Origin of the sequence: Sulfurimonas aquatica (genome assembly GCF_017357825.1) — a bacterium.
Taxonomy (GTDB): Bacteria; Campylobacterota; Campylobacteria; order Campylobacterales; family Sulfurimonadaceae; genus Sulfurimonas; species Sulfurimonas aquatica.
Map to the genome: position 1 here is coordinate 2,711,707 of NZ_CP046072.1, position 20,271 is coordinate 2,731,977.

Here is a 20,271-nt window from a genome sequence, read left to right on the forward strand (position 1 = left end):
AAGTCAACAGAGCTAAATGCTCTAACTAAATAACTAATTCAGATATTCTATATTAATGTAATTGTTTACACTAAATAAGGTAGTGAACGAATTGTGTTCATTTAAGAACTTAATAAAAAAGACGAACGTACTATTAGTACTGGTCAGCTAAACATCTTGCGATGCGTACACACCCAGCCTATCAAGCTTGTAGTCTTCAAGCGTACTTCAGGGATTGTTCATCTTGGAGTTGGCTTCCCGCTTAGATGCTTTCAGCGGTTATCTCATCCGTGCGTAGCTACCCAGCGATGCTCTTGGCAGAACAACTGGTGCACCAGTGGCACGTTCAACCCGGTCCTCTCGTACTAGGGTCAACTCTCCTCAACAATCCTACGCCCACGGAAGATAGGGACCGAACTGTCTCACGACGTTCTGAACCCAGCTCGCGTACCGCTTTAAATGGCGAACAGCCATACCCTTGGGACCTGCTCCAGCCCCAGGATGCGATGAGCCGACATCGAGGTGCCAAACCTCCCCGTCGATGTGAGCTCTTGGGGGAGATCAGCCTGTTATCCCCGGCGTACCTTTTATCCTTTGAGCGATGGCCCTTCCACACAGAACCACCGGATCACTATGACCGTCTTTCGACTCTGCTCGACTTGTATGTCTCACAGTCAGTCCGGCTTATGCCATTATACTCTACGGTGGATTTCCAACCCACCTGAGCCGAACTTTGTAAGCCTCCGTTACTTTTTAGGAGGCGACCGCCCCAGTCAAACTACCCACCAGACATTGTCCTCGCACAAGATAATTGTACGGAGTTAGCTATCAGAATATTCAAGGGTGGTATCTCAAGGATGCCTCATCATAAACTGGCGTCTATGAATCAAAGGCTCCCACCTATCCTGCACATGAATATCCCAATAGCAGTGTCAAGCTATAGTAAAGGTGCACGGGGTCTTTCCGTCTTTCCGCGGGTAGGAGGAATTTTCACCTCCACTACAATTTCACTGGATCCATTGTTGAGACAGCTCCCATCTCGTTACGCCATTCATGCAGGTCGGTATTTAACCGACAAGGAATTTCGCTACCTTAGGACCGTTATAGTTACGGCCGCCGTTTACTCGGGCTTCAATTCACCGCTTCGCAAAGCTAACGGATCCTTTTAACCTTCGAGCACCGGGCAGGCGTCACACCCTATACATCCTCTTACGAGTTAGCAGAGTGCTGTGTTTTTGGTAAACAGTCGGGAGGGACACTTTGCTGCCACCCATCAATGCTTTTGAGAGTAAATCTCATAACAAATAGGGCACACCTTATACCGAAGATACGGTGCTAGTTTGCAGAGTTCCTTAACAATGGTTCATCCACGCGCCTTAGAATACTCATCTCACCCACCTGTGTTGGTTTACGGTACGGGCAACATTATATCTCGTTTAGAGGCTTTTCTCGGCACGACAGTATCGACGATTCAAACCGCTCTCCGAAGAGATTGGTCTGCCTGTAAGATCTCGGTCTCATGTGAAGCGGATTTGCCTACTTCACGACCTACGTCCTTCGAGCCACTATTCCATCAGTGACCTCGTCTAACTCTATGCGTCCCCCCATCACTCAAACGATATAATGTCGGTATCGGAATATTAACCGATTTGCCATCGTCTACCCCTTTCGGACTCGACTTAGGTCCCGACTAACCCTACGATGACGAGCATCGCGTAGGAAACCTTGGGTTTACGGCGAAGAAGATTCTCACTTCTTTTCTCGCTACTCATGCCTGCATGCTCACTTCCATCCGCTCCAGTACTCCTTGCCGGTATACCTTCAGCGCTGAATGGAACGCTCTCCTACCACTTGGTATAAATACCAAATCTAAAGCTTCGGTGCTTGTCTTAGCCCCGTTATATTTTCGGCGCAGAATCGCTAGACCAGTGAGCTGTTACGCTTTCTTTAAAGGATGGCTGCTTCTAAGCCAACCTCCTGGTTGTCACAGCAACTCCACATCCTTTTCCACTTAGACAAGACTTTGGGACCTTAGCTGTTAGTCTGGGTTGTTCCCCTCTCGACATAGGATTTTATCACCCTACGCCTGACTCCCGAGGTTACACATGAAGTATTCGGAGTTTGATAGGGTTTGGTACCGCGGTAAGCAGCCCTAGCCCTGTCAGTGCTCTACCCCTTCATGCTAATGCTCGAGGCTATACCTAAATATATTTCGGAGAGAACCAGCTATCACTAAGTTTGATTGGCCTTTCACCCCTATCCACATGTCATCCCAACAGTTTTCAACCTATACGGGTTCGGTCCTCCACTGGCTCTTACACCAGCTTCAACCTGCACATGGATAGATCACTTAGTTTCGGGTCTGCAGCATCTGACTAATTCGCCCTATTAAGACTCGCTTTCGCTACGGCTTCTCGTTCGATTAACCTTGCCAGATACCACAACTCGCAGGCTCATTATGCAAAAGGCAGTCCGTCACACATTAAAATAGTGCTCCGAATGATTGTAAGCCATAGGTTTCAGGTTCTATTTCACTCCGCTCACCGCGGTCCTTTTCACCTTTCCCTCACGGTACTAGTTCGCTATCGGTCTGGTAGTAGTATTTAGGGTTGGAGGGTGGTCCCCCCATATTCAGTCAAGATAACACGTGTCCCGACCTACTCGTTCGTTAACCTAGTACCACATAAATATTTTCGCTTACGGGAGTATCACCCTCTATGCCGAGTCTTTCCAAACTCTTCTGCTAATAAATATGCTATCGCTAACCGCCCTAATCCCATTTCGCTCGCCGCTACTCTGGGAATCTCGTTTGATTTCTCTTCCTCTAGGTACTGAGATGTTTCACTTCCCTAGGTTCGCCCCCCGAAGGGTAACATGATTCGCACCATGCTGGGTTGCCCCATTCAGAAATCCCCGGATCAAAGCTCATTGGCAGCTCCCCGAGGCTTATCGCAGCCTATTACGTCTTTCATCGCCTCTACCAGCCAAGGCATCCACCTATGGCCCTTAATATCTTTTTTTTCTAATTTGCGTTCACTACCTTATTTAATGTATCTCTACACTTCAATAAGATGAATGATCTGTTTATTGTAGTTATTTAGTTTAATTATATTTCTATAATTAAGTTGTTGACTTTAACAATTGTAATTTAATGAACTTTTTGGTTTAAAAACCAAATATAAACTTTCTATTTAAAAGCTTATATTTAATTTTAAAACTTGTTTTTGTGCTAGTTGTGCTTTAAAAGGTGACGAAGCATCCTTGAGGATGTGAGTTAACTTTTAAAGTGCAAATAGTGCAAAAAATGGTGGGCCTACCAGGACTTGAACCTGGGACCTCACCCTTATCAGGGGTGCACTCTAACCAGCTGAGCTATAGGCCCTAAAGTGTCTATTAATAGTCCGATTAAGGAATGAAATCCCTTTATCTCGCTTGGACCGCTGTGGTCACTAAAGCTTAACTCTAAAGAGTTAGAATACTAATTTCTATTTCAAATGAACATAGATCACTGAAGACTAAGCAAGTAGAAGAACTAAATAATAACATCTCTCGTGAGATTTTCTTTGTAAGATAAACAATCGAATGTTTACTCTTTACTCTAGAAAGGAGGTGATCCAACCGCAGGTTCTCCTACGGTTACCTTGTTACGACTTCACCCCAGTCGCTAATTCCACCGTAAGTGGTAGCCTCCCGAAGGTTAGCTTCCCAATTTCGGGTGAAATCAACTCCCATGGTGTGACGGGCGGTGAGTACAAGACCCGGGAACGTATTCACCGTAGCATTGCTGATCTACGATTACTAGTGATTCCAGCTTCATGAAGTCGAGTTGCAGACTTCAATCCGAACTGAGAGACGCTTTATGAGATTGGCTCCACCTCGCGGTATCGCAACTCTCTGTACGCCCCATTGTAGCACGTGTGTAGCCCTAGCCATAAGGGCCATGATGACTTGACGTCGTCCTCACCTTCCTCCTCCTTGCGAAGGCAGTCTCCTTAGAGTGCCCAGCTTAACCTGCTGGCAACTAAGGACGAGGGTTGCGCTCGTTGCGGGACTTAACCCAACATCTCACGACACGAGCTGACGACAGCCGTGCAGCACCTGTTTTCAAGTTCCCCGAAGGGCACCACTCTATCTCTAGTGTGTTCTATCAATGTCAAGGCTAGGTAAGGTTCTTCGCGTATCTTCGAATTAAACCACATGCTCCACCACTTGTGCGGGTCCCCGTCTATTCCTTTGAGTTTTAATCTTGCGACCGTACTCCCCAGGCGGAACACTTAATCTGTTAAGTGCATCACCGAGATGACTAGCATCCCGACGACTAGTGTTCATCGTTTAGGGCGTGGACTACCGGGGTATCTAATCCCGTTTGCTCCCCACGCTTTCACACCTTAGCGTCAGTAATGTTCCAGGAGATCGCCTTCGCTTTCGGTATTCCTAGTGATATCTACGGATTTTACCCCTACACCACTAATTCCATCTCCCCCTCCCATACTCTAGGTAACCAGTTTCCAATGCAGTTCTACAGTTAAGCTGTAGGATTTCACATCAGACTTGGCTACCCGCCTACGTGTCCTTTACGCCCAGTGATTCCGAGTAACGCTTGCACCCTCCGTATTACCGCGGCTGCTGGCACGGAGTTAGCCGGTGCTTATTCATAAGGTACCGTCATTTTCTTCCCTTATAAAAGGAGTTTACACACCGAAATGCGTCATCCTCCACGCGGCGTTGCTGCATCAGAGTTTCCTCCATTGTGCAATATTCCTCACTGCTGCCTCCCGTAGGAGTCTGGTCCGTGTCTCAGTACCAGTGTGGCGGATCATCCTCTCAAACCCGCTACCCGTCATTGCCTTGGTAGGCCATTACCCTACCAACTAACTGATGGGATATAGACTGATCTCTTAGCGAAAAACTTTCCCGACTTCAATTAGAAGAAGAAGGAGTATCTAGTATTAATCATCGTTTCCAATGGCTATCCCAGACTAAGAGGTACATTATCTATATATTACTCACCCGTGCGCCACTAATCCACCTAGCAAGCTAGGCTTCATCGTTCGACTTGCATGTGTTAAGCACGCCGCCAGCGTTCACTCTGAGCCAGGATCAAACTCTCCATAATTGTTGTCCGAAGACTTGATTATGTAAAGATCACATTGCTGTGATTATTTACTGATCTTTTGCCCAAGAATTAAATTCATTGGCTTTGTTTTTACTCGTACTAATCTGCTTAAAGAATTAGTCAGAGCTTCTAATACTAGTTAAAGTATTAAAGTATAGTTATCTACACTATTGGGAAACCATAAAAGCTATAAAACTAATGTGGATTTCAAAATAGAATAGACGGTTGTTGTTATATTAGTTATTTCTAAGTAATACCAACTGATTCGTTAAAATCTAGTCTTCTTACTTGCTTAGTTTTCAATGATCTTCAAACAATCTCTTAACTCTTCAACATGAAGTGTTCGTATCCTCGTTTTAAACAAGGTGTCTCTGTTTGTGGATGGGAATTATAGGAGATTAAACCTTTAATGTCAATAGTAATCTAAAAGAATTTATATATTCTTTTTTGGATGTTTCATTTAGGGGTAATAATGTTATTAATCATTTATGAATATAGAAACTCTATTATATGTAAGTCATTATGTGTTGCTATTGATTTACTCTTTACATATATTATTCTATAAATTAATGGTGTCTTCTATAGACACTTATAAAGGAATTAATTATGGGATTATATGATCGTGATTATGCAAGAGGCAACTCGTTTACTTCTGGTGTACAAAGTCGTGATGATTCACAAATAGTATCGTTTGTTAAAGAAACATACAAACTATTTGCTGCTTCTATGATGGCTGGTGCCGTTGGTGCTTATGTTGGTGTTCCTTTAGCTGGAACCATAGCAGCTTATTTTTGGCCGCTATTTGCTTTAGAAATTGGACTATTAATAGGCTTACAGTTTGTTAAACATAAACAAGGGATAAACCTTATGGTTATGTTTGGTTTTGTTTTTATGACAGGACTAATGCTTGCTCCTTTGCTTGCTCGTACACTTGGAATGAGTGGAGGTGCTAGTATTATTGGTAATGCGTTTGCTATGACTTCTGTCGTTTTTGGTGCTATGAGCTTTTATGCTATAAAAACTACTAAAGATTTTACAAGCTATGGAAAACCATTAATGATTGCTCTTTTTGTAATCATCGGTTTTTCTATTCTTAATATCTTTATTGGTAACCCAATGCTTCATGTTATTATCTCTGGAGCTGTTGTTGTACTTTTTAGTATCTTAGTTATCTATGATACACAAAATATTATGAGAGGTGCTTATGAAACACCTATTGATGGAGCTATTGCTCTTTATTTAGATTTTTTAAATATCTTTACTGCGTTATTACAACTATTTGGTATCTTTGGTAGTGACGACTAATTCGCTCTCACCCGAACTCTTTCGGGTGGTAGATGCAAACCTTAACCGCTTAAAAGAAGGCATACGTGTCGTCGAAGACATCATGCGTTACCGAGACAACAACAAAGAGCTCTCATCAAAACTCAAATCACTCAGACACAAAGCAAGAGTAAAAGAGACAAAAGAGCTTCTTATGCATAGAGATAGCATTAATGACGTACTTCGTGCTTCTATGCAAAGTGAACTTAACCGTAGCGATGTGTCAAGTATACTAACAGCTAACTTTAAACGCGGACAAGAGTCTGCAAGAGTATTAGAAGAGCTTTATAAACTTGAAAACATAGAATATAGTGAAAACTTCAAATATATACGCTACGAACTTTACAATCTAGAAAAAGAGATACTTCTCCAAGAAAAATAATAAACTCTAAATATATTATAAGATTACATTAATAAGTATTTCTTATATATATTTCACAATTTCTTCATCTTAAGTTGATACAATTAAAACTGAATTTTTACTAAAGGAAATTGTATGCAAAAGTTTATTAAGGTTTTAACATCTCTCATTGCCCTATTTGGGTTAACATTATCCGCTGAAAACACAAGTTTTACAACTGCTCACTTTAACGGGTCTGGAACTTGTGTGCAATGTCATGATGGTTTAAGTGACAGCATAGGAGAAGATGTTTCAATTGTAAAAGAGTGGAGCTCTTCAATGATGGCAAACGCCACTAAAGATCCACTATGGAAAGCAAAAGTAAGAACTGAGATAAACAGAAACCCTCAGCTTGAGAGCATAATCAATGATAAGTGTACAAAATGTCATGCGCCAATGGCAAATACAGAAGCACACGCTGATGGTAACACTGTAAAACTCTTTGATGACGGTTTTTTAAATCCAAATAATCAGTATCATGATGCGGCCATGAATGGCGTTAGCTGTACGTTATGCCACCAAGTCAGTGACAATGGAAAATTAGGAACGCTTGCCGGCACGTCTGGAAAATATGAAGTAAATGAAAATAGAATCATTTATGGCCCATATGACAATGTCAACGCAGGACCAATGAGAAATAATGTAAACTACAATATTCAATTTAGCTCACATATAAAAGATTCGAAAATGTGTGCAACATGTCATAATCTAAAAACTCCATACGTAGATGAAAATGGGAATATTTTAAGTACTACTCCTGAGAGCGAATTTGCTGAGCAGATGCCGTATAGTGAGTGGGAACATAGTGATTATAAAGATACGAAAAGCTGTCAAGATTGTCACATGCAAAGAACCGATGGCGTTAAAATATCTACTAGACCTCGTAATCTTCCAAGAAGAGATGGTTTTGCGCGACATGTATTTATTGGTGCAAATAAAACAATGTTAAGCATCCTTAATGATAACAAAACGGCACTTGGCGTTAACTCTAATAACTTTGAAGCTACGTTAGCAAAAACAGAGACTATGCTAAGAGGATCTGCTTCTCTTGAAATTGTAAATGAGTCCTTAGCCAATGGAGAACTTGAAGTTACATACAAAGTAAATAGTGCAACTGGGCATAAATTACCTACAAGTTTTCCATCTCGTCGCGTTTTCTTGCATACAACTGTAAAAGACAGCCAAGGCAATATAGTTTTTGAATCTGGTAAAGTAAATGCCAATGGAAGTATTGTAGGAGCTGATTCAGACATAGACAATACTACGTTTGAGCCTCACTATGACCTGATTACATCAGAGGATCAAGTACAAATCTATGAGACTATAATGGCAGATAACTTAAACAATGTTACATATACGCTTCTTCGTGCATTAGATTATAAAAAAGACAACAGACTTTTACCAACTGGTTTTGATAAAACGACTGCTATTAACGATGTAAAAGTTGCTGGTGGCGCTTACAATGATGCAAACTTCGTTGGGGGAAGTGATACAATTACTTATAGAGTGGCTAATTTAGGTGACACTGCATACAGTGTTGAAACTGAGCTACTCTACCAAACTGTAGGGTTTAACTTTGCGACAGATCTGTTTTCTGATAATTCTAGCGAAGTAGCGGAATTTGAAAGTATGTACAATGCATCCAATATGAAAACATCTCAGATTGGGGCTGTGTCAACAACTTTAACGCAAAATGGCGGAGTTACACCACCTCCACCAGCACCAATGGCATGTAACGATGGGCTAGACAATGATGGTGACGGACTTGTTGATTTAAATGATCCAGGATGTACTGATATCAACGATAATGACGAGTTTAATGAAATCATACCACCAACGCCTACATTTGAGTGTAACGATGGAATCGATAACGATGGTGATGGTAGAATCGATATGGCGGATAGTGGATGTAGCAGTCCCGAAGATAACACTGAGTTTAGAAGAGGAAGACGTTAAACTCAAAGGTAGCTTTTATGAATAAATAAAAGCTACTTCAAACTCTAAATAACCCAAGGGGTATTCGCTCATAAGTTTTTTCATCTCTTTGTAGCTGAGTAGATTTCTAGAGCCACTTACCCCACTGCGTTTAATATATACAAACATATCTCTCACGCTCTCAAAATCTAGTCTATACTTTAAAACTTCAAACTGAGCGTTAAAGTACTTTTTCTGAAGCTTTTCTATCTCTTGAGCGGAACGAAGAAGAGGCTTGATAGACGCTGTTTCATTAAGCGTCTTAAAAGTTCCCGAGGTAAAAAGAGCTAAAGACATAGGGGCCTTTAACTTTGAGATAGACTCAAATACGCTTTCTAGGTTTACTGCCCACTGTAATGAAGATGCTGAGAGGATATAATCATATTCACGTGTTTGCAAGTTCTCAAACAGTAAAGAATCGTTAAAATTTCCATTAATGCACTCTATTTTTTCTGATTTAGGATGCAGCTCAAGCATTCCTGGCGCAAAATCCACACCAGTAAAATTCTCATAATTCCAATTTATACTCTTACAGAGCACTCCACTGCCACACCCTAAATCTAAAATATGTTTAGGATGAGACTTAACAAGCGAAAGTAATTTCTCTGCAACAAGCTTTTGAACTGTATTATGCTCCTCATAATGAGTAGCGTGTTTTGAGAACTCTTTGCTAATTTTCATTTTTTGTTGATAATAAGCGAGAGTATAAAGATAAAGATAATACTCAAGACTATCGTTGCGCCAGAAGGAAGTGAAAAGTAAAAAGATATGCTCATTCCCGCTATAACGCTAAAAAGCGCAAAAAAGAGCGATATAAGCATAGTATTTCTAAATCCCACTCTATACTGAAGAGCAGCAACGGTAGGTATGACCATAAGCGCTCCGACTAAAAGGCTTCCGACAACACGAATAGAAAGCGCAATGATTATGGCTACAACGGTTACAAGAAGGAAGTTTAAAAATTTTACTTTGAGACCACTAGTTTTTGCAACCTCCTCATCATAAGCTATAAAATACAACTCTTTTGAAAATAGAAGTAAAAATGCTAAAGAGAGACTTCCAAAAAAGAGAATAGTCATAACGTCTTCGCTACTTACAGAAAGAATGGAGCCGAAGAGATAAGAGAATAAGGAGTTATTAAACGCACCACCTAAAGATACTATAATAACTGCAATGGCAAGAGAGCCTGAGAGAATAATAGAGAGTATCGCATCCGAATAAAGAGAGAAGGCACTTCTTAAATACTCAATAAGCCAAGCTGAAAGTATGGCAACGACAACTGCCATCCACAGAGGGTTATATCCTGCGACAAGTCCAACGGCAACTCCCACAAGCGCAGAATGAGCCAATGTTTCACTCATTAAAGAGTAGCGTTTAAGCACTATAAACGTTCCACTAATAGAAGCGAGAGTTGCAATGAAAAGACCGGCTATAAATGCTCTTTGCATAAAATCATATTCAAACATTTCAAACATCATATATTCCTAATGCTCATGTTTATGGTTATGAATAAGATGTGCGTCAATTCCATAAAGTTGTGTCATATCCTCACAACTCATAGCCTCTTTTGGATTATTGCATATCGTTGCGTTTTCATTTATAGTAAAAAGTCTACCTATGTCATCTGCGATAACGCCAATGTCATGAGTGATAAAAACTATAGTAATATTGTCTTCTTTATTGAGTTTTGAGAGCAGTTTATAAAAACGCTGTTGTGAGACGATGTCTACTCCGGTATTTGGCTCATCAAGGATTAGTATTTCAGGTGATGAAGCTAATGCTCGAGCAATCATGGCGCGTTGGCGTTGGCCTCCTGAGAGTGTGCCGACCATCTTATTTTTAAGATGTACTATATCCATTTTAAGCATTGCGTCTTCTACCATTTTTGCATCTTCAAGGCTAAATGTAGAAAACATCCCGCGTTTAGCCACCCTACCCATCTTTACTATGTCTTCTACCGTAGCAGGAAAATTTGCGTCTACTAAAGAGGCACGCTGGGGAACATAACCTATTTTATACCACTCTTTAAAGTTTTTTATCTTTTTACCAAATATTTTCACGCTACCGCTTGTAGCTTTTTCTAATCCTAATAAAATTCTAATTAGTGTCGTTTTTCCTCCACCATTAGGACCTATTATAGCTATATACTCACCATTAAAAATCTCTAAAGAGATGTTTGAAAGTATATCAACCCCTCTAACGCTAAAGTTAAGATTTTTTACATCAAAGATAGGAACTTTAAACTTTAGTTGCACTCAAGAACCTTAGACAATTTTTCTAAGTTTGTGTACATGATATCTTCATAGCTTAGATTTTGGTCCGCTTCATCCGGTGTGATATTTCCTAAAGAGTGCAGTGAGTCAATTTTTATATTTTCATCTTTCGCTATACTTTTTATGACACTATTATTTACAAAGTTTTCAAAAAATATTGTTTTTACGCCATCTTTATCTATCTCTTTTATAATTCTTTTAATATCACTTGCTGTAGGCTCTGCTTCGGGAGTTAAGCCACTTAAAGATTTTGTCTCAAAGTTATATTTATGCGCTAAATAACTTATTGAGTTATGGTTAATAATAATAGTATTTAGTCTACAAAGAGAAAGATCCTTTTTAAACGCATTGTCAAGTTTTTTAAGTCCATTGAGGTATTTGTCTCGATTTTTTTCATATTTTTCTTTGTGCTCTGGCTGAAGATTAATAAGTTCATCAGTTATCAACTTTGTTGCTTTTTGCATATTTTCAAAATCAAGCCAGTAGTGTGGATCAAGCGTTCCGTGCGCGCACTGCTCATCATGATGCTCATGAAATTCAAACTCGTCTGATTCAAGTTCTCTTAATTTAACGTGTTTGCTTACGTCAAGCGCTCTGTTTTTAAACTCCATATTCTCTATCCAGTGCTCAAGTCCAACGCCACTATAAAAGAGCAAAGAACTATCTTCTATCTCTCCCATCAGTTTGGGACTTGGCTCAAAACTGTGAGGGTTAGAACCAAAAGGAATGATATTCACAATCTTAATACTTTCTCCAGCAATGTGTTTTGCTATATCGTAAAGTGCAAAAGTACTTACTGCTATACTTTTTTGCGATGGCTTAGTCTCTTTTTGGGAGTTAAAAATAAAAAATTGTAAAATAGCCAAAAGAGCTATTAATATTAGTGCTACTATCTTCAAATTTTTCATGTGCATATCCATATATTATAAGTTTTTAGATTTCTTTAAATAGTTTTAATTATGAAATTATACCTTTTTTTCTCCTCCTTTATAATTAAGCAATCATTTGAGAGAGTAAAAAACATTCGACTCAAGAGTAGTAAAGTTTGATAATATAAGTTTTTTCAGATATAATTCGCCACTTTTAACTTAGGAAATTATATATGACAACTAGTTTATTACTTATAGTGCAAATTGTTTTAGTCATCATTTTGGTTATACTTGTATTACTTCAAAAGAGCTCAAGCATCGGTCTTGGTGCTTATAGTGGCTCAAATGAATCAGTATTTGGAGCGAAGGGTCCAGCTAGCTTTTTAGCAAAGGCTACTTTTAGTATTGGTTTCTTATTTGTTGTAAATACAATCACTTTAGGCTACATGTATTCACAAGCTTCTCAAGCGTCTGTTGTTGATGAGATGGTTGAAGACAATAACATCGTTGCGCCAGCGCCAACAACTCTTCCTACAATACCTACAAAAGAAACAAACGCTACAAAATAGTTGCATTTTATTGCAACTACTTTAGCCCTTAAAACAGGCTTTTAACCCCTCTTAAATTTATCTTGCTACAATGCTATAATAATTTTTACTAAACCATTAAGGATAAGACAATGCTAAATGAAATTTACAGTGAATGTGAAGACAAAATGCAAAAAAGCATAGCGCATATGCAAAGAGACTTTAAAACATTAAGAACAGGTAAGGTTACGACTTCTGTTTTAGATAATGTTAAAATAGACTACTATGGAACGCCTACTCCTCTTGATCAAGTAGGCTCAGTAATAGCGACGGACGCAACGACAATAGTTGTAAATCCATGGGAAAAAAACTTACTCGCAGATATTGAGTCGGCTATTATGAAAGCAAACATTGGAACAACTCCTAATAACGATGGCGATCAAATCAAACTGTTTTTTCCAGCTATGACGGTTGAGCAACGTAAAGAGTCTGTAAAACAGATGAAAGGCATGGGTGAAAATGCTAAGGTTTCTCTTAGAAATGATAGAAAACACGCAAATGACCAGATAAAAAAACTTGAAAAAGAGAAAGAGATAACTGTCGATGAGTCAAAAGCTGCACAAGATGTTATCCAAAAAACAACTGACAAGTATTCAGCTAGCATCGAACAAATCCTCAAAGATAAAGAAGTAGAGATACTAAAGGTTTAATAATGGATGTTAAAAAAATATATATGGATGCAGATGCTCTTCTAGAGGGGCACTTTAAACTCAGTAGTGGAAACCACTCTCAGTTTTATTTACAATCTGCGAAAGTTTTAGAAGATCCAAAAACTGCAAAACTTCTTGCTGAGGCATTAGCATCTCAAATTAAAGAGAGTGGCTTAGAAATCGATACTGTTTGTGCTCCTGCACTTGGTGGTTTAATCGCTGGATTTGCACTAGCTACCGCTCTTGATGTGCGTTTCATCTTTGCTGAGAGAGTAAATGGTGAGATGAGTATTCGCCGTGGTTTTGAAGTAAGCCAGGGTGAAAAAGTCCTCATGTGTGAAGATATCATTACAACTGGCGGTTCTGCTATGGAAGCTGCTGCCGTTGTAAAAGAACTTGGTGGGGAAATCGTTGGAGCGGCCGCACTTGCCAACCGTGGTTTTTGTAAACGCGAACATAGCGATATAACTACAAAACCAAACTGTAAGCTACCTCAAGATATTCCATTTTTTGCTCTTGCAGACTTCACATTTGAGATGTATGCGCCAGACGCTTGTCCACTCTGTAAAGATGGAAGCGAGGCTATAAAGCCTGGCTCACGTGGAAACTAAAACTCTTAAGAAAAAAGTCTTGTAACATTCGAAGCCGAAGCGTTTGCTTGGGCTTGAGAAAACGAACCTATCTGAGAGAGAATGTTCTGTTTTGAAAAGTTGGCACTCTCCGCTGCAAAATCAATATCTCTAATATTTGACTCAGCTGCTGCAATATTTATCTGTGTTAAAGACGTATTTCTTATACTTGCCATGAGTGAATTTTGCGAAGCGCCTAAATCTGCACGAGTATCACTAATACTTGCCAACGCGCTATCTATAGAATCTAAACCTGTGCTACGTCCAGCTTCAGTTGTAATATCAATCGTTCCAACCAAAGACGCAATGCTTGAATCATTAATGCTTAGATTTTGAGTACTCTGTGCATCACTACCACTTTGTGTAACAAAGGTTCCATCACCATTACTTCCACCTGTTCCATCTAAGAGATTAATTCCATTGTAGCTTGTCTGCTTAGCTATGTCATCCGATGACTTTAAAAGCGTATCTATCTCTTTTTGAATGATTGCTCTATCTCCATCATTTAAAATTCCATTAGATGCCTGAAGCGTTAAAGTTCTGATTCTTTGCATATTCTCTTCTATGCCACTCATCGCGCCGTCTGCTATCTGAATCATTCCAATACTCTCATTTGAGTTTTGAATCGCTTGACCCATGCCTGAGACTTGAGCCGAGAGTTGATTTGCTATGCCTAAACCTGATGCGTCATAAGCCGCACTCGACACTGATGAACCTGAAGATAGGTTATTAAGACTACTATTTAAACCTTGATTACTTAATGTTGACTGTAGGTTTGCTCTCATTGCACTGATATTGCTATTTATTGAAAATGCCATAACATACTCCTTATGAATAATCCTATGTTTATATTATACGTACTTTATTTGTAGAGATTTATTAATATTTTAATTTAAAATGACAGCTTGACATACGCTCTACTAAAACTCTAGCAACCTCAACCTTTCCATCAACCATGACTGCAATATTTAAATCTTTTAAACTATTTTTCTCTTCTAATGAGATTACTTTCACTATAAGGTTTACATTTTTTGTATGATTGGTTATAGCTTCACAAATAAGTCTTTTCTTCTCAGGATTGTCAAGCGTAACAATTACAGAAGAGGCAGTATCTACATGTATCGCATCTAAAATAGAGTTTTTAGACGCATCACCAAGATATGCTTCATGTCCATCGTTTATTGCTTGCATTACATGTTTGTGCGAGTTATCTATTATCACATAGCTTGCACCCAAATCATCTAAAAAAGAGGTGACAAACTTTCCTACTACGCCATATCCAGCAATTATTACATGATTTTTTCTAGCAGAGAGAGCTGACATATCTTCTACAACATCCTGCTTTCCACTAATATATTCTACAAATATACCAATTTTAGATATAAAAAATGGAGTTACCATCATGGAAAATATCACTATTAAAACAAGTAGTTGTGCCAATTCATCTTCTATGAGTCCACCCATACTTGCCAATGCAAATATAACAAATGAAAACTCTCCAACTTGAGAGAGTGCAAGTGCCGCTTTTAAAGAACGTCTATGAGAAGACGTCATTCTAAGAAGTCCATAAATAGTTAAACTTTTAAGTATGGCAACCCCAACAAACGCTCCTACGATAAAAAATATATTATCTATAAAAACCATCACGTCTATCTTCATTCCAACAACCACAAAAAATGTACCTAGCAGTATGTCTTTAAATGGTGCTATGTCTGACTCTACTTTATGATGGTACTTTGTCTCTGCAATAATCATCCCTGCAATAAATGCACCTAGTGAATAGGTAAAACCCATATAGTGCGCAAGCAAAGAAGCGGAGATAACTATAAAAAGAACAGAGCCCATAAAGAGCTCTTCCACCTCTGAAGAGGCAGAAAAGTGTAGTAGCCATGTCATCATCTTTTTCCCAACTATAAACAATAACACTAAAACAAGTAAGACACTAAAGAGAGTATTGCTAATTATTATATAAAGGGACTCATTTGCCTCAGAGGTCATAAATCCGATAAGTATAAGTATAGGGATAACTGCGATATCTTGAAATACTAAAATTCCCGTTGATATCTGTCCATAAGGTCTATATATCTCTTTTGAACTTTTGAGATAGCTTAAAACTACGGCAGTAGAAGATAAAGAGAAAGATAATGCAATTATAAGTGACGTTTGTAGAGGTAAGCTAAAGCCATAATAAGCTATTAAATAGACAAGAAGCGCGGTAAATGAGACCTGCATAAGTCCGTTTCCAAATATCTCTTTTTTCATTGTTCCCATCTTGGCAAGAGATATCTCTAGACCAATCGTAAACATCAAAAATACAATACCAAATTCACCCACCATCTCAAGGGTATGCGAGCTACTAATATCCCTCAGATCAAATGCATACACGATAATAGTACCTGTTAATATATAGCCAATAATCTGAGAGACACCCAGTTTTTTTAGCAGTATATTCACTACTATTGAGACACCCAAAGCAGCTATAACATACAGAAGTGTTGTTTCCATCTTATTTTCTCACTTTGTTATAATTTTTTAATTTATATTTATTTGATTCTTATTATACTACAATTAATTACTTGCTAAATTAGGGAAGTGTGTTACTCATACTTTTAGCTATTGTCTTTTTTACTAAGGAGAAAAATATGCAAAGACTTACTCATACAGATAGCATACTTACATTTGGAGATAGCATAACTTATGGGTATGGAGTACGACATGAGCAAAGCTACCCTTTTATTCTCTCTAAACTATCCAATCGCAAGATTATAAACGCAGGAGTTAATGGAGACACGTCAAAAGATGGACTTCTAAGGCTTGATAATCTACTAAAAGATGATTCCATAAAACTCATGTTACTCTGCTTTGGTGGCAATGATATTATTCAAAAAAAATCTACTCATGCTATAAAAGAAAACCTGAGTACTATGATAAAAATTGCTAAAAATAAAAATGTTGAAGTAATTCTTATATCTGTACCAAATGTCTTCTTATTTGAGCCAACTCCTCTCCCCTTTTATAAAGAACTTTCAGATGAAGAAGATGTAAAGATTATTGAAAATTTACTCTCAGATATTCTCTCAGATGATTCATTTAAAAATGACTACATCCACCCAAATGCTGCTGGATACAAAGAGATAGCCGAGAAAATTTATGAGTATCTTTTAGTAAATGATTACTTAAGTGAAAATCCATAAATAAAATACAACAGGCTTATATACTGATTTTAAGTGAGTATTGTATATAATCGCGGTTATAATTAATATTTGTGGAGCTAGGCATGACTAAATACATTTTTGTTACGGGTGGGGTTTTAAGTTCTCTTGGAAAAGGGATAACAGCTGCTAGTATTGGTACACTTTTAAAACACTCTGGCAAAAAAGTAGGTATGCTAAAAATAGATCCATACATAAATGTTGACCCTGGAACCATGTCTCCCCTAGAGCATGGTGAAGTTTTTGTTACAAAAGATGGAGCTGAAACTGACCTTGACATCGGAAACTATGAGCGTTTCTTAGACTCTTCATATCTTAAGTCGTCTAACTTCACAACAGGTCAAGTCTACTCGTCCGTAATAGAACGCGAACGTGCTGGTGGTTACCTTGGACAGACTATTCAAGTTATTCCTCATATCGTTGGTGAAATCGTTAAACGCATCAAAGAAGCTGGTGAAGGTCATGAAATACTTGTAGTGGAACTTGGTGGAACGGTTGGCGACATAGAGGGTCTTCCTTTTATGGAAGCGATTCGTCAGATGAAACATGACGAAGAAGTTGAGGGTACGTATTTTGTTCATGTAACACTTATTCCCTACATCAAAGCAGCTGGTGAGTTAAAGTCTAAACCAACGCAACACTCTGTTCAAGAGCTTCGCCGTATAGGTATAACGCCACAGATGATAATCGCAAGAAGCGAAAATGGTCTTCCAAAAACATTCAAGAAAAAGCTTGCTATGAGTTGTGACGTACATCCAGAGTGTGTTATAGAAGCACTTGATGCAAAATCTATCTACGGAATCCCAGTTACGTTTTTAAGTCAAAATATTCTAAAACCTATCGCTAAAGAGCTTGAACTTGGTGAGCTTAATCCTGACATGGAAGAGTGGGACATACTCGTTAAAAAAATAGTACAACCAAAAAACAAAACAGTCGTTGGTTTTGTAGGAAAATATCTTGAACTTAAAGAGGCTTACAAATCTTTAACAGAAGCGCTCATCCATTGTGGCGCTCACCTTGATACAAGAGTTGAGATTAACTGGATAGACTCTGAAGAGATAGAAGAAAAAGGCGCAGAGGCGCTTCTAAGCGACTGTGATAGCGTTTTAGTTGCAGGTGGTTTTGGAAACCGTGGTGTTGAGGGTAAAATCTTAGCTATTGAGTATGCTCGCGTTAATAAAGTGCCTTATTTAGGCATCTGTCTTGGTATGCAGTTAACTCTTGTTGAGTATGCGAGAAACGTTCTTGGTCTAGAGGGTGCAAACTCCATAGAGTTTGACGTAAACACTCCATACCCTATGATATATCTCATAGACAACTTTATGGACCAAAGTGGCCAATCACAACTTAGAACTCACCAATCCCCTATGGGAGGGACTATGCGTTTAGGAGAGTATCCATGTGACACTAAAGATGGCTCAATCATCCAAAAGGCTTATGGTGGCGCAAAAACAATTCATGAACGCCACCGTCACCGTTATGAAGCAAATCCAACATACCGTGAACAACTAGAAAAAGCGGGAATGATAGTTACCGGCGAATCAAATGGTCTCATAGAGACTGTTGAGATAGAGGGCCATCCATGGTTTTTAGGAGTACAGTTTCATCCAGAGTTTACGTCTCGTCTTCAAACGCCAAACCCATCTATCCTTGCGTTTGTTGAGGCTAGCTTAAACGCTAAATAAAAAAGTATACTCTGCTTAAAGAAAAATAAAGAGAATCATAAGAGTAATAGTAATATCATATAGTTATTAAAATACAAAAGGTAACATATGAAAACAGTAAATATTAGAGTATTTTTCTCTGTAATGTTTCTTATTCCTCTCTCAAGTGCTTTATTCCTAAGTGCTTGCTGTGAAAATCAATCATTCGACAACTTTCCCACAGAAAACCTACCTAGAACAATAGCTTATACCGTACAAGTAGCTGATGATAATGTCATTGATGCAACAGTTCAAGCAAATGCATGTGACAATGGAGTAGAAGTTGGCAATGGCATTTATAAACTCATGTGCTCATCTAAGCCAACCCTTATTAGAGCTAGTGGTGGCTACTATCTAGATGGAAATAGCACACATACTATAGATATCCCCCTACAACTTAATACCACCTATTTAGAAGAGGGAAATGACCTCGTACTTACTCCTGCTACTACAATGGTATCAAGCCTTACAGATAAAGAGGATATAGAGGCTTTTGCTCTGTCAATTGGTCTTGATTTGAATACTATTTATGGATTACCAACCGTTTATTCTCAAGAACTCTACAGGTATCTCAACCTCATAAATACTCTTGCTGCAGAGAATGGAATAAGTGATATAGCGGCATTTAGAAATTTCGCTGTTGATAAAATAAAATCTAAAGGCCCTGTTCTCACATTTGCACAAGCTCTCACTAATATTAAAGATGCCATAGCGGAGTTAACAAATAACACAGATTTAATCACTGCATTTACATTTGGTCTCGAAGGGTTTAAAAAAGAGTTCAATGATATTAATGTAACGGACATCAGTGCATCTCTCAAAAAATATGCACTTGCTCAAAATGATGTGGTTTTTACTGGATACATATATGATAAACTGATTCCAGGTGCTACAATTACTGCTTCTTTAAATGGTGTCATTTTAAAGAGTGTCGTAGCGGATGCAAATGGAAAGTGGAAAATAGAACTAGATTTATCTGGCTTTAGCGATACTTCCCTTATTATTTTTACCGCAGTCTTTCCAAAACTTAATGGAAAAACTGACATTGAGTTTAAATCAATGATTAGCGCAGGTGAAATAGGTAATTCAAAGAAAGTAAACCTTATCGACAATTCTAGTTTAGCACTCTCGAATGTTACAACTGCAGAGTATGTTTTAGTAGAAAAAGCTATCGCAGATAAAAACTCATCAACTTGGACTTCTCAACAGATTGTTCAAACCAAAAAAGATGTAAAAGAAAATCAAGCTGCATTGTTACTCGATTTATCCGCTGCAATTAAAGTTATTGTCGATACCAACATATCAGTCCCTGAAAACACATTGGCATTTGCTCAAAAAATACTCAAAGAGAGTCAAGTAACTACGAATACTCTTGTTATCTCCTTTGATGATTATAACAGTACTGTTCAAGCTGATATAGGCACTCAATTACCAATACAAAGAATAGCAATACAAGAAGATATAGTACTTAATGCTCAGACCATTATTGAAGTTAAAGAAGAAGTAATTATTGAAGAGCCAGTAGTACCTACAGGTGCTATAGGTGAAAACTAAAA

At 38.5% G+C, this 20,271-nt stretch carries 15 protein-coding genes, 1 tRNA gene and 2 rRNA genes; 9 read left to right on the forward strand and 9 right to left on the reverse strand.

The genetic code is table 11. The annotated features are described in order from the left end of the window. Positions 1-112: 112 nt before the first annotated feature. The 3 genes from GJV85_RS13005 to GJV85_RS13015 all read right to left on the reverse strand — a co-directional run bounded on the left by GJV85_RS13005 (position 113) and on the right by GJV85_RS13015 (position 5,095). A 23S ribosomal RNA gene (locus GJV85_RS13005) occupies positions 113-2,999 on the reverse strand. A gap of 285 nt (positions 3,000-3,284) precedes the next feature. Then, a tRNA-Ile gene (locus tag GJV85_RS13010) sits at positions 3,285-3,361 on the reverse strand. A 220-nt stretch (positions 3,362-3,581) separates the two neighbouring features. After that, positions 3,582-5,095 (reverse strand): 16S ribosomal RNA (locus tag GJV85_RS13015). Together the 16S and 23S rRNA genes with 1 tRNA gene alongside form the textbook arrangement of a ribosomal RNA operon. Before the next feature lie 606 nt (positions 5,096-5,701). On the opposite strand from GJV85_RS13015, the gene GJV85_RS13020 reads away from it, so the two are divergent. The 3 genes from GJV85_RS13020 to GJV85_RS13030 all read left to right on the forward strand — a co-directional run bounded on the left by GJV85_RS13020 (position 5,702) and on the right by GJV85_RS13030 (position 8,774). Further along, the gene (locus tag GJV85_RS13020; RefSeq protein ID WP_207561801.1) at positions 5,702-6,400 is read left to right on the forward strand and encodes a Bax inhibitor-1/YccA family protein; all 699 of its coding nucleotides are present in this window, start codon (positions 5,702-5,704) and stop codon (positions 6,398-6,400) included. Further along, positions 6,390-6,800 (forward strand): thiamine-phosphate pyrophosphorylase, encoded by a 411-nt coding sequence (locus GJV85_RS13025; protein ID WP_255550554.1) that lies wholly within the window; start codon positions 6,390-6,392, stop codon positions 6,798-6,800. The genes GJV85_RS13020 and GJV85_RS13025 overlap by 11 nt, the downstream gene beginning before the upstream one ends. Positions 6,801-6,914: 114 nt before the next feature. Then, complete coding sequence (locus GJV85_RS13030) at positions 6,915-8,774, forward strand: multiheme c-type cytochrome (protein ID WP_207561802.1); 1,860 nt, start codon at positions 6,915-6,917, stop codon at positions 8,772-8,774. A gap of 15 nt (positions 8,775-8,789) precedes the next feature. Here the strand turns inward: GJV85_RS13030 and GJV85_RS13035 are convergent, their stop codons facing one another. The 4 genes from GJV85_RS13035 to GJV85_RS13050 are packed head-to-tail and all read right to left on the reverse strand — an operon-like array spanning position 8,790 to position 11,973. Beyond that, positions 8,790-9,473: a methyltransferase domain-containing protein gene (locus GJV85_RS13035; protein ID WP_207561803.1), complete on the reverse strand. Its 684-nt coding sequence runs from the start codon at positions 9,471-9,473 to the stop codon at positions 8,790-8,792. Then, positions 9,470-10,267, reverse strand: a complete 798-nt coding sequence (locus tag GJV85_RS13040; protein WP_207561804.1) for a metal ABC transporter permease — start codon at positions 10,265-10,267, stop codon at positions 9,470-9,472. The genes GJV85_RS13035 and GJV85_RS13040 overlap by 4 nt, the downstream gene beginning before the upstream one ends. 9 nt (positions 10,268-10,276) lie before the next feature. After that, complete coding sequence (locus tag GJV85_RS13045) at positions 10,277-11,047, reverse strand: metal ABC transporter ATP-binding protein (RefSeq protein ID WP_207561805.1); 771 nt, start codon at positions 11,045-11,047, stop codon at positions 10,277-10,279. After that, positions 11,038-11,973, reverse strand: coding sequence for a metal ABC transporter substrate-binding protein (locus GJV85_RS13050; RefSeq protein WP_207561806.1), 936 nt, complete (start codon positions 11,971-11,973; stop codon positions 11,038-11,040). Before GJV85_RS13050 ends, GJV85_RS13045 begins: the two co-directional genes overlap by 10 nt. 194 nt (positions 11,974-12,167) lie before the next feature. Here GJV85_RS13050 and secG point away from each other — a divergent pair, with 194 nt between their 5' ends. The 3 genes from secG (at position 12,168) to pyrE (ending at position 13,782) form a co-directional block, all read left to right on the forward strand. Continuing rightward, entirely contained in the window at positions 12,168-12,503 is a 336-nt protein-coding gene (gene secG, locus GJV85_RS13055) for a preprotein translocase subunit SecG (RefSeq protein WP_207561807.1), read from the forward strand. A gap of 110 nt (positions 12,504-12,613) precedes the next feature. Beyond that, on the forward strand, positions 12,614-13,171 hold the full coding sequence (gene frr / locus GJV85_RS13060) for a ribosome recycling factor (RefSeq protein ID WP_207561808.1): 558 nt from the start codon (positions 12,614-12,616) through the stop codon (positions 13,169-13,171). Positions 13,172-13,173: 2 nt separating this feature from the next. Further along, positions 13,174-13,782 (forward strand): orotate phosphoribosyltransferase, encoded by a 609-nt coding sequence (gene pyrE / locus GJV85_RS13065; protein ID WP_207561809.1) that lies wholly within the window; start codon positions 13,174-13,176, stop codon positions 13,780-13,782. 5 nt (positions 13,783-13,787) lie between these two features. On the opposite strand, the gene GJV85_RS13070 is transcribed toward pyrE, so the two are convergent. Further along, positions 13,788-14,618 (reverse strand): flagellin N-terminal helical domain-containing protein, encoded by an 831-nt coding sequence (locus tag GJV85_RS13070; protein WP_207561810.1) that lies wholly within the window; start codon positions 14,616-14,618, stop codon positions 13,788-13,790. A gap of 61 nt (positions 14,619-14,679) precedes the next feature. Next, positions 14,680-16,305, reverse strand: a complete 1,626-nt coding sequence (locus GJV85_RS13075; RefSeq protein ID WP_207561811.1) for a cation:proton antiporter domain-containing protein — start codon at positions 16,303-16,305, stop codon at positions 14,680-14,682. Between the two features lie 137 nt (positions 16,306-16,442). Between GJV85_RS13075 and GJV85_RS13080 the strand changes: the two genes are divergently transcribed. From GJV85_RS13080 to GJV85_RS13090, 3 genes are all read left to right on the forward strand, one after another. Next, positions 16,443-16,994 carry a GDSL-type esterase/lipase family protein gene (locus GJV85_RS13080; protein ID WP_207561812.1) on the forward strand — a complete coding sequence of 184 codons (552 nt, stop codon included), beginning with the start codon at positions 16,443-16,445 and terminating at the stop codon, positions 16,992-16,994. Between the two features lie 83 nt (positions 16,995-17,077). Further along, positions 17,078-18,697: a CTP synthase gene (gene pyrG / locus GJV85_RS13085; RefSeq protein WP_207561813.1), complete on the forward strand. Its 1,620-nt coding sequence runs from the start codon at positions 17,078-17,080 to the stop codon at positions 18,695-18,697. Between the two features lie 87 nt (positions 18,698-18,784). Continuing rightward, positions 18,785-20,269, forward strand: coding sequence for a hypothetical protein (locus GJV85_RS13090; RefSeq protein WP_207561814.1), 1,485 nt, complete (start codon positions 18,785-18,787; stop codon positions 20,267-20,269). Positions 20,270-20,271: the final 2 nt, after the last annotated feature.

Coding starts and splice junctions, on each gene's coding strand:
- GJV85_RS13080 (WP_207561812.1), top strand. CDS start 16,443: ATGCAAAGACTTACTCATACAGATAGCATACTTACATTTGGAGATAGC.
- GJV85_RS13040 (WP_207561804.1), bottom strand. CDS start 10,267: ATGTTTGAAATGTTTGAATATGATTTTATGCAAAGAGCATTTATAGCC.
- GJV85_RS13050 (WP_207561806.1), bottom strand. CDS start 11,973: ATGAAAAATTTGAAGATAGTAGCACTAATATTAATAGCTCTTTTGGCT.
- GJV85_RS13090 (WP_207561814.1), top strand. CDS start 18,785: ATGAAAACAGTAAATATTAGAGTATTTTTCTCTGTAATGTTTCTTATT.
- GJV85_RS13020 (WP_207561801.1), top strand. CDS start 5,702: ATGGGATTATATGATCGTGATTATGCAAGAGGCAACTCGTTTACTTCT.
- GJV85_RS13070 (WP_207561810.1), bottom strand. CDS start 14,618: ATGGCATTTTCAATAAATAGCAATATCAGTGCAATGAGAGCAAACCTA.
- GJV85_RS13075 (WP_207561811.1), bottom strand. CDS start 16,305: ATGGAAACAACACTTCTGTATGTTATAGCTGCTTTGGGTGTCTCAATA.
- frr (WP_207561808.1), top strand. CDS start 12,614: ATGCTAAATGAAATTTACAGTGAATGTGAAGACAAAATGCAAAAAAGC.
- pyrE (WP_207561809.1), top strand. CDS start 13,174: ATGGATGTTAAAAAAATATATATGGATGCAGATGCTCTTCTAGAGGGG.
- GJV85_RS13030 (WP_207561802.1), top strand. CDS start 6,915: ATGCAAAAGTTTATTAAGGTTTTAACATCTCTCATTGCCCTATTTGGG.
- GJV85_RS13035 (WP_207561803.1), bottom strand. CDS start 9,473: ATGAAAATTAGCAAAGAGTTCTCAAAACACGCTACTCATTATGAGGAG.
- secG (WP_207561807.1), top strand. CDS start 12,168: ATGACAACTAGTTTATTACTTATAGTGCAAATTGTTTTAGTCATCATT.
- pyrG (WP_207561813.1), top strand. CDS start 17,078: ATGACTAAATACATTTTTGTTACGGGTGGGGTTTTAAGTTCTCTTGGA.